This is a genomic window from Streptomyces sp. NPDC005899, from assembly GCF_040629645.1.
Lineage (GTDB): Bacteria > Actinomycetota > Actinomycetes > Streptomycetales > Streptomycetaceae > Streptomyces.
In genome coordinates, this window is record NZ_JBEXWB010000158.1 from 1 (window position 1) to 14085 (window position 14085).

The 14085-nt window shown below is 74.3% G+C and carries 9 protein-coding genes; 3 read left to right on the plus strand and 6 right to left on the minus strand.

Going from position 1 to position 14085, the window contains the following annotated elements; translation table 11 throughout:
• On the minus strand, positions 1-2551 hold a 2551-nt coding region (locus tag ABZ371_RS18635), incomplete at its 3' end, for an ATP-dependent helicase (RefSeq protein WP_358680558.1).
• 222 nt (positions 2552-2773) lie between these two features.
• Entirely contained in the window at positions 2774-3205 is a 432-nt protein-coding gene (locus ABZ371_RS18640) for an MGMT family protein (RefSeq protein ID WP_358680561.1), read from the minus strand.
• Positions 3206-3426: 221 nt separating this feature from the next.
• On the opposite strand from ABZ371_RS18640, the gene ABZ371_RS18645 reads away from it, so the two are divergent.
• The 3 genes from ABZ371_RS18645 (at position 3427) to ABZ371_RS18655 (ending at position 9557) form a co-directional block, all read left to right on the plus strand.
• On the plus strand, positions 3427-6243 hold the full coding sequence (locus ABZ371_RS18645) for a lysylphosphatidylglycerol synthase domain-containing protein (RefSeq protein WP_358680564.1): 2817 nt from the start codon (positions 3427-3429) through the stop codon (positions 6241-6243).
• A 92-nt stretch (positions 6244-6335) separates the two neighbouring features.
• The gene (locus tag ABZ371_RS18650) at positions 6336-7928 is read left to right on the plus strand and encodes an alpha/beta hydrolase (RefSeq protein WP_358680567.1); all 1593 of its coding nucleotides are present in this window, start codon (positions 6336-6338) and stop codon (positions 7926-7928) included.
• Positions 7929-8066: 138 nt separating this feature from the next.
• Positions 8067-9557 (plus strand): alpha/beta hydrolase, encoded by a 1491-nt coding sequence (locus ABZ371_RS18655; RefSeq protein WP_358680570.1) that lies wholly within the window; start codon positions 8067-8069, stop codon positions 9555-9557.
• Between the two features lie 83 nt (positions 9558-9640).
• Here ABZ371_RS18655 and moeZ read toward each other — a convergent pair whose 3' ends face one another.
• From moeZ to ABZ371_RS18675, 4 genes are all read right to left on the minus strand, one after another.
• Positions 9641-10819: an adenylyltransferase/sulfurtransferase MoeZ gene (moeZ, locus tag ABZ371_RS18660; RefSeq protein WP_358680573.1), complete on the minus strand. Its 1179-nt coding sequence runs from the start codon at positions 10817-10819 to the stop codon at positions 9641-9643.
• 84 nt (positions 10820-10903) lie between these two features.
• Complete coding sequence (locus ABZ371_RS18665) at positions 10904-11731, minus strand: spherulation-specific family 4 protein (RefSeq protein WP_358680575.1); 828 nt, start codon at positions 11729-11731, stop codon at positions 10904-10906.
• On the minus strand, positions 11719-12684 hold the full coding sequence (locus ABZ371_RS18670; protein WP_358680577.1) for an NAD-dependent epimerase/dehydratase family protein: 966 nt from the start codon (positions 12682-12684) through the stop codon (positions 11719-11721). Before ABZ371_RS18670 ends, ABZ371_RS18665 begins: the two co-directional genes overlap by 13 nt.
• Positions 12685-12815: 131 nt before the next feature.
• A partial coding sequence (locus tag ABZ371_RS18675; protein WP_358680579.1) for a hypothetical protein occupies positions 12816-14085 on the minus strand: 1270 nt, incomplete at its 5' end.

Consider the following 14085-nt stretch of genomic DNA (forward strand, 5'->3'; position numbering starts at 1 on the left):
CGCGGAGTTCGGCGACGAGCGAGGCGACGGCGAGCGGGCGGCGGGGGCGGCCGGTGACGTCCCGGGGCTCGGCGCCGAGCTCGGTGAGGAAGCGGGAGGGCTGGTCGCCGTCGTCGGCGGGCGCCTTGACGGCGGTGACGACGAGACGTTCGCGGGCCCGGGTCGCGGCGACGTAGAAGAGGCGGCGCTCCTCGGCGAGGAGCGCCCCGGGGGTGAGCGGTTCCGCGAGTCCGTCGCGTCCGATGCGGTCGGCCTCCAGGAGCGAGCCCCGGCGGCGCAGGTCCGGCCAGAGCCCTTCCTGGACGCCCGCGACGACGACCAGCGGCCACTCCAGTCCCTTGGAGCGGTGCGCGGTCATCAGGCGTACGGCGTCGGGGCGCACGGCGCGCCGGGAGAGGGTGTCGGCGGCGATGTCCTGGGCGTCGACCTCCTCAAGGAAGTTCAGGGCGCCACGGCCCCCGGTGCGTTCCTCGGCGCGGGCGGCGGTCTCGAACAGCGCGCAGACGGCGTCGAGGTCCCGGTCGGCGTTCCGGCCGTTCACCCCGCCGCGCAGCGCGGCCCGTTCCAGCCTGCCCGGCCAGGGGGTGCCGTTCCACAGCGTCCACAGGGCCTCCTCGGCGGTTCCGCCGCCTTCGAGGAGTTCCCGGGCCTTGCGCAGGAGTGCGCCGAGCCGCTGCGCGCCCCTGGCGTACGCCGGATCGTGCGTGACGAGCCGCTCGGGTTCGGCGAGCGCCCGTGCGAGCAGTTCCCCGGAGGGGGGCGGCACACGGTTGCCCGCGGCCCGCTCCTCGTCGCGCATCGCGCGGCCGAGCCGGCGGAGGTCGGCGGCGTCCATGGAGCCGAGCGGAGAGGTGAGCAGGGCGAGGGCCGTCTCGGTGTCCAGCAGACCCTGGGCCGTCTCGGTGTCCGGCAGACCCTGGGCCGTGTTTCCCTTCGTGCCCGCCGGCCCGGGAGCCTCTCCACCGCCGGCCGCCTCGTCCACGCGGGCCGCCTCGTCCGCTCCCCTGTCCCCCGGCCCCGGTGCCTGGCCGCTCCCCGTGCCGGCCCCGCCCGCCGGCCGTCCCGCGTCACCGCCGCCACCCGCCGGCCGCTGCTCCGCCACGGCGCCACCCGCGCCACCCAGTGCGGCCGTGGCGACCGTGCGCAGCGCGGTCAGCAGCGGCGCGACCGCTGGTTCGTGGCGCAGCGGCAGGTCGTCGCCGTCCACGTCCAGGGGGACGCCCGCCGAGGTGAGTGCCCGGCGCACGGCGGGGATGGAGCGCCCTCCGGCGCGCACGAGGACGGCCATGTCCCGCCAGGGCACGCCGTCCTCCAGGTGCGCGCGGCGCAAGAGGTCGGCGATGTTGTCCAGCTCCGTGGAGGCGGTCGGGTAGGTGTACGTCTCCACCGTGCCGCCCTCGCGCACGGCCGCCAGCTCGCGGTGCGCGCGGACCTTGTCCGACGGCAGGCGGGTGAGCGGCATCCGGCGGGTCAGCAGCCGCGTCGCCTCCAGCAGCTTCGCGCCGGACCGGCGGGAGGTGGTGAGGACGCCCACGGGGGCGGGGGCCCCGTCGGCCCGGCGGAAGGCGTCCGGGAAGTCGAGGATGCCGTTCACGTCGGCGCCCCGGAAGGCGTAGATCGACTGGTCGGGGTCGCCGAAGGCGATCAGTGTCCGTCCGCCGCCGGCTCCGGGGGCACCGCTGCTCCCCCGGTTGCCCGCCAGCGCGTGCAGCAGGCGTACCTGGGCCGGGTCGGTGTCCTGGTACTCGTCGACGAGTACCAGGTCGTAGCTGCGGGCCAGTGCGGCCGCGACCTCGGGCCGTTCGGCCAGCAGGACGGCCCGGTGGACGAGCTCGGCGTAGTCCAGGACGCCCTGGGCGTCGAGGACGTCGAGGTACTCGGCGAGGAACTGGGCGGCGGCGCTCCAGTCCGGGCGGCCGGTGCGGCGGGCGAAGGCCGCGAGGGCGTCGGGGCCGAGGCCCAGCTCGCGGCTGCGGGCCAGCACCGCGCGCACCTCGTCGGCGAATCCCCGGGTCGTCAGGCAGGCCCGGAGCTCGTCGGGCCAGCGCACGTGGGCGAGCCCCGCCCGTTCCAGACCGAGCTGCCCGGCGAGCAGCTCGCGCACGGTGACGTCCTGCTCCGGTCCGGAGAGCAGGCGCAGCGGATCGGCGAACAGGTCGGCGTCCTGGTGGGCGCGCACCAGGGCGTAGCAGTACGAGTGGAAGGTGGTGGCCTGGGGGCCACGGGTGCCGCCCAGGCGTGCGGCCATGCGGTCGCGCAGCTCCACGGCCGCCTTGCGGCTGAAGGTGAGGACGAGGATCCGGGCGGGGTCGGTGCCCCCGGCCACCCGCCGCGCCACCGTCTCCACGAGCGTCGTGGTCTTGCCGGTGCCCGGCCCCGCGAGGACCAGCAGCGGCCCGTCCCGGTGGTCAACCACCGCGCGCTGGGCCGCGTCCAGCAGAGGGGGCTCCACGGAGCCCGGCGGCGTGCGCACCAGCCGGTACGCACCCGGGGCGGCCCGTCGCCGTGTCTGCCGGTGCGGGCTGTGCCGGGTGGTGGAGGAGGAGCTCACGTGGTTCGCCGGTCCTGGTGGGTGTACGCGGTCGGTGCGGTGCCTGGATGCGCTGCCGGTGTCGGAGGGAGCGGAGCGGTGCGCCTGGACGACGCTACGCCCGTGACGGGCCGGAACGCGGCGGGACGGCTGCGTCCCTCGTCACGTGTGCGCCCCGGGGGGCTGCGGATGCCGTCGTACCGGCCCGGCGCCTGTCGTGGCGGGGGTGGATGGCCGAAGCTGTCACATGTGAGTTTCCTCGCCCCCGTCCGGATCACCGGTCCCGTCGGCGCCGTCCCACCTGGCCTGTCTCATGTCGAGGCGCGGGAGGTGCCCCTCCGTGCCCCGCGGGGCGGGGCGCAGCGGCGTGCCCTCCTGCCGGTAGTGCTCCAGGGCGCGCTGCTCGTGCCCCGGGAGGAGAGCGCCGTCCGCGCGCACGACACGCCACCACGGCACCGTGGATCCGTACAGCGCCATGGCCCTGCCCACCTGCCGGGGGCCGCCGTCGCCGAGCCACTCCGCGACGTCTCCGTAGGTCATCACACGGCCGGGCGGGATCAGGTCGGCGACGTCCAGGACGCGTTCCGCGTAGGGGGGCAGCTCGGCGACGACGGACGCACGGGCGGCGGGGGACGCGGCACCGGCGGAGCGCCCGGGTGTCCGGTTCTTGCTCATCCGGTACATCTTGCCGTACGGCACCGACAACCGTGCGGTACGGGTGTAACCCTGGTCACACGGCGGGCGGGCGGGGGCGAAACCGCGTATGTTGCGCTTCGCGCGCCGGTCCGATGCCCCCTCATGCCCCCCTCTGTCTGCACGCCGTGCCACCATCGTGCGGGCGGTGACCGGTGATACGAGAACACGAAGACCAATCAGAGGCGACGAAGGAGCAGGGCGTGCAGCCATCGAAGGCGGCGGACGCCCCTGACGCCGAGCCGCGCCCCGGCACTCCGGACGGTGCCGGCACCCCGGGCGGCCCTCCCGCCGAGCCGCGCCCCGGGGCGGACGCGGACGGTGACGCGGCCACGGCCCCGGACGCCTCCGGTGCCCCCGGCTCCCGCCGGGCCGCCCCGGAGACCCTCTCCGGCTCGACCCTCGCGTCGGCCGAGGCCGCCCGGACGGACCGCGTGTCGGGCGACGAACCGCTGCTGCCCGCCCGGGTGCACCGCCCCTCCGACCTGCTGCGGCTCCTGGTGGGCGTCCTGGCGATCGCCCTGCTCCTCGCGGTCGCCGCCTTCGCCCAGGGCACCACGACCGGCCTCGAGGACGACATCTCCAAGGGCACGGACCAGGCGCCCGACCTGCTGATCAAGCTCGCGGGGCTGGTGTCGAGCATCGCCGTGCTCCTCGTGCCCGTGGCGTTCGCCATCGAGCGCCTGGTCAAGCGGGACGGACTGCGCATCGCGGACGGCGTGCTCGCTGCCGTGCTGGCGCACGGAGTCACCCTGGCCACCGACCTGTGGGTCGCCCGGTCGGCCCCCGGGAGCATCCGGGAGGCGCTGACCCAGCCGCAGCCCGGTGACGCGCTCACCGATCCCGTACACGGGTACCTCGCGCCCGTCATCGCCTACATGACGGCGGTCGGGATGGCCCGCAGACCCCGCTGGCGGGTCGTCCTGTGGGTGGTGCTGCTCCTGGACGCCTTCGCCATGCTCGTCGGGGGCTACACCACGCCGTTCTCCATCGTGCTCACCGTGCTGATCGGCTGGGCGGTGGCGTACGGGACCCTGTACGCCGTCGGATCACCGAACGTCCGTCCGACCGGTCAGCACCTGATGGCCGGGCTGCGCCACGTCGGGTTCCGTCCCGTGGCCGCGATGCGGACGGAGGCCGAGCACACACCCGACAGCGTCGACCCGAGCGACCGGGGCCGCCGCTACCTGGTCACCCTGGAGGACGGGCCACCGCTGGACGTGACGGTCGTCGACCGCGAACAGCAGGCGCAGGGCTTCTTCTACCGGGTGTGGCGCAGGCTCACCCTGCGCAGCATCACCCAGCGCCGGTCCATCCAGTCGCTGCGCCAGGCTCTGGAGCAGGAGGCGCTCCTCGCGTACGCGGCGATCGCCGCGGGGGCCAACGCCCCGAAGCTGATCGCCACCTCCGAGCTCGGGCCCGACGCGGTGATGCTCGTCTACGAGCACATCGGCGGGCGCTCGCTGGACGCGATGGCGGACGAGGAGATCACCGACGAACTGGTCCGCGGCGCCTGGCGGCAGGTCAAGTCGCTCCAGTCACGGCGGATCGCGCACCGCAGGCTCACGGGAGACGCGATCCTGGTGGACCGTGCGGGCACCGTGTTCGTCACGGACCTGCGCGGGGGCGAGATCGCGGCCGGCGACCTGGTCCTGCGCATGGACGTCGCCCAGCTGCTCACCACCACGGGGTTGCGGGTGGGCGCCGAGCGGGCCGTCTCCGGAGCGCTCGCCGTCCTGGGGCCCGACGCCGTGGCCGACTGCCTGCCGCTGCTCCAGCCGATCGCGCTGAGCCGCTCCACCCGGGCGACGCTGCGCCGCCTCGCCCGGGAGCGCTCGCAGCGGGAGCGGGACGCGGTGCTGGAGGCGTCCCAGGCGGCCAAGCAGGCACGGGCCCAGGAGCACGAGGAGCCGGCCGGCGACCGCAAGGCGGCCCGTAAGTCGCTGCGCACCGAGAAGCAGGCCGAGAAGCGGGCCATGGACGATGCCCTGGACGAGGCGCGCGAGGAGGACATGCTCGCGCAGATCCGGCGCCAGGTGCTGCTGATCCGGCCGCAGGCGCCGGTCGAGCCGGTGCGGCTGGAGCGCATCAAGCCGCGGACGCTGTTCAGCTTCATCGCCGGTTCGATCGCCGCGTACTTCCTGATCTCGCAGGTCACCGAGGCCGACTTCGGCACGGTCGTGGAGCAGGCGGAGTGGGGCTGGGTCGCGGCGGCCCTGGGCTTCTCCGCGCTGAGCTACGTCGCGGCGGCCATGAGCCTGCTCGGCTTCGTGCCCGAGCGGGTCCCCTTCGGGCGGACCGTACTGGCCCAGGTGGCGGGGTCCTTCGTGAAGATCGTGGCACCGGCGGCGGTCGGAGGCGTGGCGCTCAACACGCGCTTCCTGCAACGCGCCGGGGTGCGCCCGGGGCTCGCCGTCGCGAGTGTCGGCGCCTCCCAGCTGTTCGGGCTGGGCTGCCACATCCTGCTGCTCGCCCTGTTCGGCTACCTGACGGGGACCGAGAGGACGCCGGACTCGCTCACCCCTTCGAGGACGGTGATCGCCGGGTTGCTGACGGTCGCCGTGCTGGTCCTGGTGGTGACGGCGATCCCGTTCCTGCGGAAGTTCGTCGTGACGCGTGTCCGGTCGCTCTTCGCGGGTGTGGTGCCGCGCATGCTGGACGTCGTGCAGCGCCCGCAGAAGCTGGTCACGGGCATCGGCGGCATGCTGCTGCTGACCGGCCTGTTCGTCCTCTGCCTGGACGCCTCGATCCGCGCGTTCAGCGGCCCCGACGTCCCGCAGCTCAGCTACGCGAGCATCGCGGTCGTCTTCCTGGCGGGCAACGCACTCGGTTCGGCGGCTCCCACCCCTGGCGGCATGGGCGCCGTCGAGGGTGCCCTGACACTCGGCCTGATCGCCGTCGGCCTGCCGAAGGAGGTCGCCGCACCGGCGGTGCTGCTGTACCGCGTGATGACGCTGTGGCTCCCGGTGCTGCCCGGCTGGATCTGCTTCAACCAGCTGACCCGCAAGGGCGAGCTCTAGGCCGCGCCCGGCCCCGCGACGGCGGCGGGGCCGGCCACCCGCATGGACCGCGCCCCGCGCGGTTGCCCGCGCCCCGCCGCACGATGGGGCTCATGAGGACTTCCCCCGCCGTGCGTTCCGCTGCCCTCGTCGCCACGACCGTCGTGCTGCTCCCGCTGACCGCCTGCTCGGACGACGACGGGAGCGCGGACCGCTCGGTGCCCTCCACCGCCTCGACGGCGGCCCCCACGGCCACACCGCGGAAGCTCACCTCGCAGAAGCCCGACTGGCAGCCCTGCCCGGCCCCGAGCGAGGCTCAGGGCAGCGGCACGGCGCCGTCCCCGCTACCGGGCGGGGCGTCGTGGCAGTGCGCCTTCATGGACGTGCCGCTCGACTACGCGGACCCGGGCGGCAGGACCGTCGAACTGGCGCTCATCCGCACCGCCGCCCGGGACAAGGACCGGCGGCTGGGCTCCCTCGTCTTCAACTTCGGCGGGCCGGGCGCCTCGGGCGTCGCCACGCTGCCGTCCTTCGGGACCGCGTACGACACGCTCCGCACCCGCTACGACCTGGTGAGTTTCGATCCGCGCGGGGTCGGCCGCAGTGAGGGCGTCGAATGCTCGGGCGACCGGGAACTCGACGCCCGCTACGCGCGGGACGGCACTCCCGACACCGCCGAGGAGGAGAAGGCCTTCGTCGCGGACCAGAAGTCCTACGTCGCGGACTGCGAGAAGAACTCCGGCGGCGAACTGCCCTACGTCGGCACGACCAACGCCGCCCGGGACATGGACCTCCTGCGCCAGGTGCTCGGCGACGGGAAGCTGAACTACTTCGGCATCTCGTACGGCACCGAACTGGGCGGGGTCTACGCCCACCTGTACCCGGGGAACGTCGGGCGGTTCGTGCTGGACGCCGTCGTCGATCCGGCCCAGGACGCGAAGCAGTCCTCGATCGGCCAGGCGCGGGGCTTCCAGCTCGCCCTGGACAACTTCACCGCCGACTGCGCCGAGCGCGACGACTGCAGGCTTCCGGGGTCCACGGCCGCCGAGGTGCAGGACTTCATCGCCACGCTCCTCGCCGACCTGGAGAAGTCGCCCGTCCCGGGTCTCGGCGAGAGGGAACTGACCCAGACCCAGGCCACCACGGGCATCGCGTCGGCCCTGTACTCGAAGGAGACCTGGCCGCTGCTGGAACAGGGGCTGGACGAGGCGGACGGTGACAACGGCGGTCTGCTGCTCGCGCTCGCCGACTCGCTGAACGGCCGCACCCAGGAAGGTCACTACGACAACTCCAACGCGGCCAACACCGCCATCAACTGCGCCGACTCCGCGCAGCGCTTCTCCCCGGAGCAGACCAGAGCGGCGCTCCCCGAGTTCCGCAGGGCCTCCCCGGTGTTCGGTGACTACCTGGGCTGGGGGCTCATGTCCTGCACGGGCTGGCCGGTCGCGGGCGCCTGGGTCACCCCGGACGTCAGCGCCCCGGGCTCCGCTCCCATCCTGGTCATCGGGAACACCGGCGACCCGGCGACCCCGTACGCCGGGGCGAAGGCGATGGCCGCCGAGCTCGGCGAGGGCGTCGGGGTCGAGCTCACCTACAAGGGCGAGGGGCACGGCGCGTACAACGGCGGCAGCACCTGTGTGCAGAAGGCCGTGGACGGCTATCTGCTGGACGGCGAGGTCCCGGCGGAGGGCACCGTCTGCTCGTGAACCCGGCGGCCCGGAACCCGGCAGCACCGGCCGCCTCCCGCCGTGGGCCCGGCGGATTAGCATGACCGCAGGTAGGCAACGCCGGAGCCGCGCCCCGTCCCCCGGGCGCCGTCGTCCGGCCCGGGGAGGGCGGCACTGATGGGCCTACGCGCGAGGGTGCGGCGGACGGCGGTCCTGGCAGGAGCGGCGCTCCTGGTCACGGGGGCGCTCGCCGGCTGCGACACGGGCCCCGGGCCGGCCTCGTCCGGGAGCCTCGACTGGCAGCGCTGCGAAGCCCGGGAGGGCGGCGCCGCCCCCGGCCCGGAGTGGCGGTGCGCCACCGTCGAGGTGCCGCTGGACCACGCGAAGCCGGACGGGGACACGATCGGCATCGCGCTGATCCGCAAACAAGCCACGAGGAGGAGCGAGCGGCTCGGCTCCATGCTCTTCGACTTCGGCGGGCCCGGCGGTTCCGGGGTCGAGATCCTGCCGCGCGCCGCCGCCGCGTACACGGGGCTCGGCACCCGCTACGACCTGGTGGGCTTCGATCCGCGCGGGGTCGCGGGCAGCGCGGGGGTGCGCTGCCGCGGCGACGAGGAGCAGGAGAGGGCCTACCGCGAGGTGGACATGACCCCGGACACCCCGGCGGAGGAGGCCGCGTTCGTCGAGGACGGCGCGGACTTCGGCGCCGGCTGCCTGCGTCTGGCCGGCAGGATCCTCCCCCACGTCGGCACGACGGCCGCCGCCCGGGACATGGACGTCATCCGGCGGGCGCTCGGCGACGCCGAACTGACCTACTTCGGCGTGTCGTACGGCACCGAGCTCGGCGCCACGTACGCGCACCTCTTCCCGGAGCGCGTCGGGCGGTTCGTGCTGGACGCCGTCGTCGACCCGACGGCCGACGCGGTCGGGCACGCGCGCAACCAGGCCACCGGGTTCCAGCGGGCGCTGGAGAACTACCTGTCGGACCGCGGCCAGGACCCGCAGGAGGGGACCCGGCGCGTGGCGGAACTGCTCCGCCGGGTCGACCGGGACCCGCTGCCGACCTCCTCGGGCCGGCAGCTCAACGAGAACCTCGCCGTCCTCGGCATCGTGACACCCCTGTACTCCCGGAGCAGTTGGCCGCGACTCACCCGGGCGCTCGACGAGGCCGTGGACGACGGCACGGGCGACGGACTGCTCGAGCTGGCCGACTCGTACAACGGCCGTGACGCGAGCGGGCACTACGACACGCAGAACCACGCGCAGCGGGCGATCTCCTGCGCCGACACCAGGGCCAGGCCGACGGCCGCCGAGGCCCGGGCGCTGGTGCCGGAATTCCGGGAGCTGTCCCCCGTGTTCGGCCCGTTCCTCGCCTGGGACACGGCCGGGTGGTGCGCCCGGTGGCCGGTCGAGGGGGAGCGCGACACCCCGGAGGCGAGCGCGCCCGGTGCCGCTCCCGTGCTGGTCATCGGGACGACCGGCGATCCGGCGACGCCGTACGAGGGCGCGCGGAGGATGGCGGACGAGCTCGGTGACGGCGTCGGTGTGATGGTGACCAACGAGGGCGAGGGACATGGCTCGTACGACGGGAGCGACTGCGTCACCTCCCTCGTCGACGCCTACTTCCTCGACGGGAAGGTCCCCGCGGACGGGTACACCTGTTCCTGACCACCGCCGGACGTGCGGGGGCCGGTCCCGCGGACGCGGAACCGGCCCCCGCACGTGTACGGCGCCTGGCGTACGGCCTCGCTCTAGTACACCGGCTTCTCGGGCTCGATCTGGTGGACCCAGCCGATCACACCGCCGCCGACGTGCACCGAGTCGGCGAACCCCGCCGACTTGAGGACCGCGAGGACCTCCGCACTGCGGACACCCGTCTTGCAGTGCAGCACGATGCGCCGGTCCTGCGGAAGGTCCTGGAGGGCGTTGCCCAGCAGGAACTGGTCCTTCGGGATGAGCTTCGCACCGGGGATCGAGACGATCTCGTACTCGTTCGGCTCGCGGACGTCGATGATCTCGATCTTCTCGTCCGCGTCGATCCACTCCTTGAGCTGCTTGGGAGTGATCGTGGAGCCGGCCGCCGCCTCCTGGGCCTCCTCGGAGACGACGCCGCAGAAGGCCTCGTAGTCGATGAGTTCGGTGACGGTGGGGTTCTCGCCGCAGACCGCGCAGTTCGGGTCCTTGCGGACCTTCACCTGGCGGTACTGCATCTCCAGGGCGTCGTAGATCATCAGCCGGCCGACCAGCGGGTCACCGATGCCGGCGAGCAGCTTGATGGCCTCGTTGACCTGGATGGAGCCGATGGACGCGCAGAGCACGCCGAGGACACCGCCCTCGGCACAGGAGGGAACCATGCCGGGGGGCGGCGGCTCCGGGTAGAGGCAGCGGTAGCAGGGTCCGTGCTCGGACCAGAAGACGGACGCCTGGCCGTCGAAGCGGTAGATCGAGCCCCAGACGTACGGCTTGTTCAGCAGGACCGCCGCGTCGTTGACGAGATAGCGGGTGGCGAAGTTGTCCGTGCCGTCCACGATCAGGTCGTACTGCGCGAAGATGTCCATCACGTTGTCGGCTTCGAGCCGCTCCTCGTGAAGGACCACGTTCACCAGGGGGTTGATCCCCTGCACGGTCTCCTTGGCCGACCGGGCCTTGGACTTGCCGATATCGGCCTGGCTGTGGATGACCTGGCGCTGCAGGTTCGACTCGTCGACCTCGTCGAACTCCACGATGCCGAGCGTCCCGACGCCGGCCGCGGCCATGTACATCAGGGCCGGCGAGCCGAGGCCGCCGGCGCCGACACAGAGCACCTTCGCGTTCTTCAGCCGCTTCTGCCCGTCCATCCCGACATCCGGGATGATCAGGTGGCGGGAGTACCTGCGGACCTCGTCGACGGTGAGCTCAGCAGCTGGCTCGACCAAGGGTGGCAGCGACACAGGAACCTCAACAATGCAGGTGGTCGGTTTCTACGTACTTCATCTACGTACGGTTGTTCTCCCGTAACACTGCCACGCCGCTCCTCATTCCGAGATACCGGGTCCGATCCGCGAGACGAATTCGTCCCAGTAGCTGGGCAGTGCCGCGAATGGGTCGGTATGTCCACCGCTGTCACTCCGGTCGGTGAAGAAGATCGTGCCCGCCCCCTGCCACCGGGCGATGCGCACGGCTTCCTCCAGGTGGGTCCGCGGAACCCCGTGCACGAAGTGAGCGAAGCGGCCCGGCTCGTACGCGGCGGTCCACTCGGCGACCTGCGACCACCGGTAGTCGGCCCACGGGCCCCGGAAGGTGACGAGCTGGTCGGCGGCCTCGGCGTACCCCGGGTACGGGTGGGTCCCGTGCCCCAGGACCAGCAGCCCGCCGTCCCGGTCCGCGCCGTCGCTGTCCCCGAGGAGGGCGGCGAGAGTGCTGGTGAGCCGCCGGACGGCGGCCAGCTCGGCCCGGCCCGCCGGACATCGGTCGAGGTAGAACCCGCCGACGCGGTACCAGTCGAGGTAGGACCGGGCGTCCGCGACCAGTTCGCCGAAGGGGCGGCCGCCCAGGGCCAGGTCGAGGTGGCCCAGCAGTCTGCCGCCCGCCGCCCGGACGGCGTCGTGCGGAGCCTGCCCGCGCAGGGCGCGTTCGCGGGCGTTGCGCAGACGGCCCGCCGCGTCCAGGCAGTGCGGGTCGGGGCGGGCCCCCGGGCCGTTGTCGATGTCGAGGACCGCCCAGTGCAGGGGAGTTCCGGGACGGTTCAGTCCGGCCCACTCGGCGGGTGCCAGCAGGGGGTGGGCGTACCCGGGCACACCCACCCCGAGCTGTTCGGCCCCGCTGGTCCGCGGGAGGGATCCGGCGCTGGTCAGATGCGGCACGCCGCCTCCATCCAGATGTCGGCCAGGGACTCCTCCAGGTTGATCCGGGGGCGCCAGCCGAGCCGGTCGCGCGCGGTGCGGACGTCGGCCTGCTGCCAGGCTCCGCATCCGTCGGGGTAGGGCGACGGGGTCGCCGAGAGGTGCTCGACGACGGACTCCGCGGAGGCGCGGGGGGCGCCGATCGGGAGCCGTCCGGGCGGGGTGTCGAGTTCGTGCAGGGCGCCCATGTATCCGGCGACCCTGGCGAGGACCGCCGCCGCGTCGCGCAGCCGTACGGCCCTGCCGGTGCCGATGTTCACGACACCCTGGGCGGCGGAGAGCGAGGCGGCGTGCACGGCGCGTGCCACGTCCCGTACGTCGACGAAGTCGCGCTGGACCCCGAGACCGCTGAGCCGGAGCTCGGCATCCCCGGACTGCATGGCCCGGCGCATGGTCTCGGCGAGCCGGCCGAGCGGGGAGCCGGCCGGGGTCCCGGGCCCGACGGGGGAGAACACCCGGAGCACCACCGCGTCGAGGCCGGAGCCGAGGACGAGCTCGGTGGCGGCGAGTTTGCTGACGCCGTACGGGCCCCCGGGGCGGGGCACCGCGTCCTCGGCGGTGGAGGACCCGGGCTGGGAGGGGCCGTACTCCGAGGCGCAGCCGACCTGGACCAGCCGGGGGCTGCACCCGCTGCGGCGCATGGCCTCGCAGACCGTGGCGACGGCCACGGTGTTGTGCCGGGTCAGGTCCCGCGCGCCGCCGCGGGTGGCGCCCGCACAGTTGACGACGACTCCGGGGTGGACGGCGTCCAGGAAGCGGGTCAGCGCCCCGGGGCTGCCGCTCGCGAGGTCGAAGCGTACGTCGGCGTCGTCTCCGCGGCCGAGTGCCGTGAGGTGCACGGCGGGGTCGGCCAGGAGGCGGTCGGCGACGAAGCGGCCGAGGAATCCGTTGGCTCCGAGCAGCAGAACCCTCATCGCGCGCCCCCTCGGTGCCGACGGCGGGCTGCCGGTGCGGGGGATTGGGGCGTCATGTCCGGTGTCTCCTTGGGGAAGGTGTGTGCGGTACGGAGGCCCTCGGCGTCGGCTCCGCGGGGGTGCGGCGGGGCCTATGCCGTGGCGTGGGCGGATGCCCGGGAGAGGGTGACCGATGCGTGGGCGAGCAGCCCGAGGGCTGCGACGCCGCAGGCCAGGGCCGGTACGCCACCTGCTCCGGCCTCCCGGACGACGACGTCGACGGGCCGGGCGAGGAGGCCGAGGCCGGGCAACCGCCCGGCCAGGACGAGGAAAGGGGCCAGGATCTCGACGGCGCAGGCGGCGGCGAGTCCGGTGGCGGCCGGTTCGGGGAAGCCGTGGGCGGCCAGCAGGCGGGCCAGGAAGAGCAGCGCCCCGAGGGCGGCCGGGGCGGCGAGGGCGCCTTCGCCGCCGTAGCCGAGACCGGCGAGGTGGAGCAGTCCGGTCGTCGCGCACAGGAAGAGCGCGAGGACGCCGAGGAGCAGAGGGCGTACGCCGGCGCCGAAGTCCGCCAGCACGTGGCTCCCGGCCAGCCGGTGGCGTGCGCGCGTGGCGAACAGGTGGGCGCACCAGGTGGCGGGGACGACGGCGAGTGCCAGCCCGAGCAACGGGGCGGGATCACCGTGCCCGCCGCCGTCGGGGCCGCCGCTGATGACCTGGTCGAGCAGGTCCTCGCCGTACACGGCGTACCCGAGGAGCCAGCAGACGTACAGCGTGACTCCCCCGGTGCCCTCCGGGGCCCGCAGGGGGCCGGTGCGCAGGCAGAGCCGGAGGCCGAGGACGACGAGCAGCGCTCCGGCGGCCGTCACCGCGACGCGTGCGCCGTCCGTGAGCAGGCCCTCCGTGCCGCGCAGCGTCCCGGCGGTCGCGAGGCACGCGGCACCGGGGAGCAGCGCGGGCAGCGTCATGCCGGACCGCGCCTCCGGGCCGGCTCCCTGACCGGCATGTGGGGTCGCCGCGGGCCGCCCCGCCCGGGGCGCGCGGGCGTAGAGCTCCTCGGCGAGCGAGAAGACGTCGCGGTGGCGGTAGCGGGCGGCGGTGCGGTCGGTGAGCCCGTGTGCCTCGAGTCCCGCGGCGATCTCCAGCGGGTCTACGGCCCGCTCGCACAGTTCGCGGTGCCGGTGCATGAGCACCTTCACGGGGTCGGCGGGCCCCCGTCGCGCGACGGTCCTGCGCGCCGGGTGGTAGGCGATCTCGGGCGCCCGGAGGGCCGCCCCGACAGTCGCGAAGCCCTCGTCCGCGCCGCCGCCCCGCTCCTGCTCGTGCGCGCCGCCGTCCTCGCCGTGGGAGCCGCCGTCCTCGCCGTGCGCGCCGCCCGGGTCCGGGCGGGTCCCCGGCCCCGGACGAGGCCCGCCCGGACCCGGG

Excerpts from the sequence above, each read along its gene's own strand:
- ABZ371_RS18670 (WP_358680577.1), bottom strand. The coding sequence starts at position 12,684 with ATGAGGGTTCTGCTGCTCGGAGCCAACGGATTCCTCGGCCGCTTCGTC.
- ABZ371_RS18650 (WP_358680567.1), top strand. The coding sequence starts at position 6,336 with ATGAGGACTTCCCCCGCCGTGCGTTCCGCTGCCCTCGTCGCCACGACC.
- ABZ371_RS18640 (WP_358680561.1), bottom strand. The coding sequence starts at position 3,205 with ATGAGCAAGAACCGGACACCCGGGCGCTCCGCCGGTGCCGCGTCCCCC.
- ABZ371_RS18655 (WP_358680570.1), top strand. The coding sequence starts at position 8,067 with ATGGGCCTACGCGCGAGGGTGCGGCGGACGGCGGTCCTGGCAGGAGCG.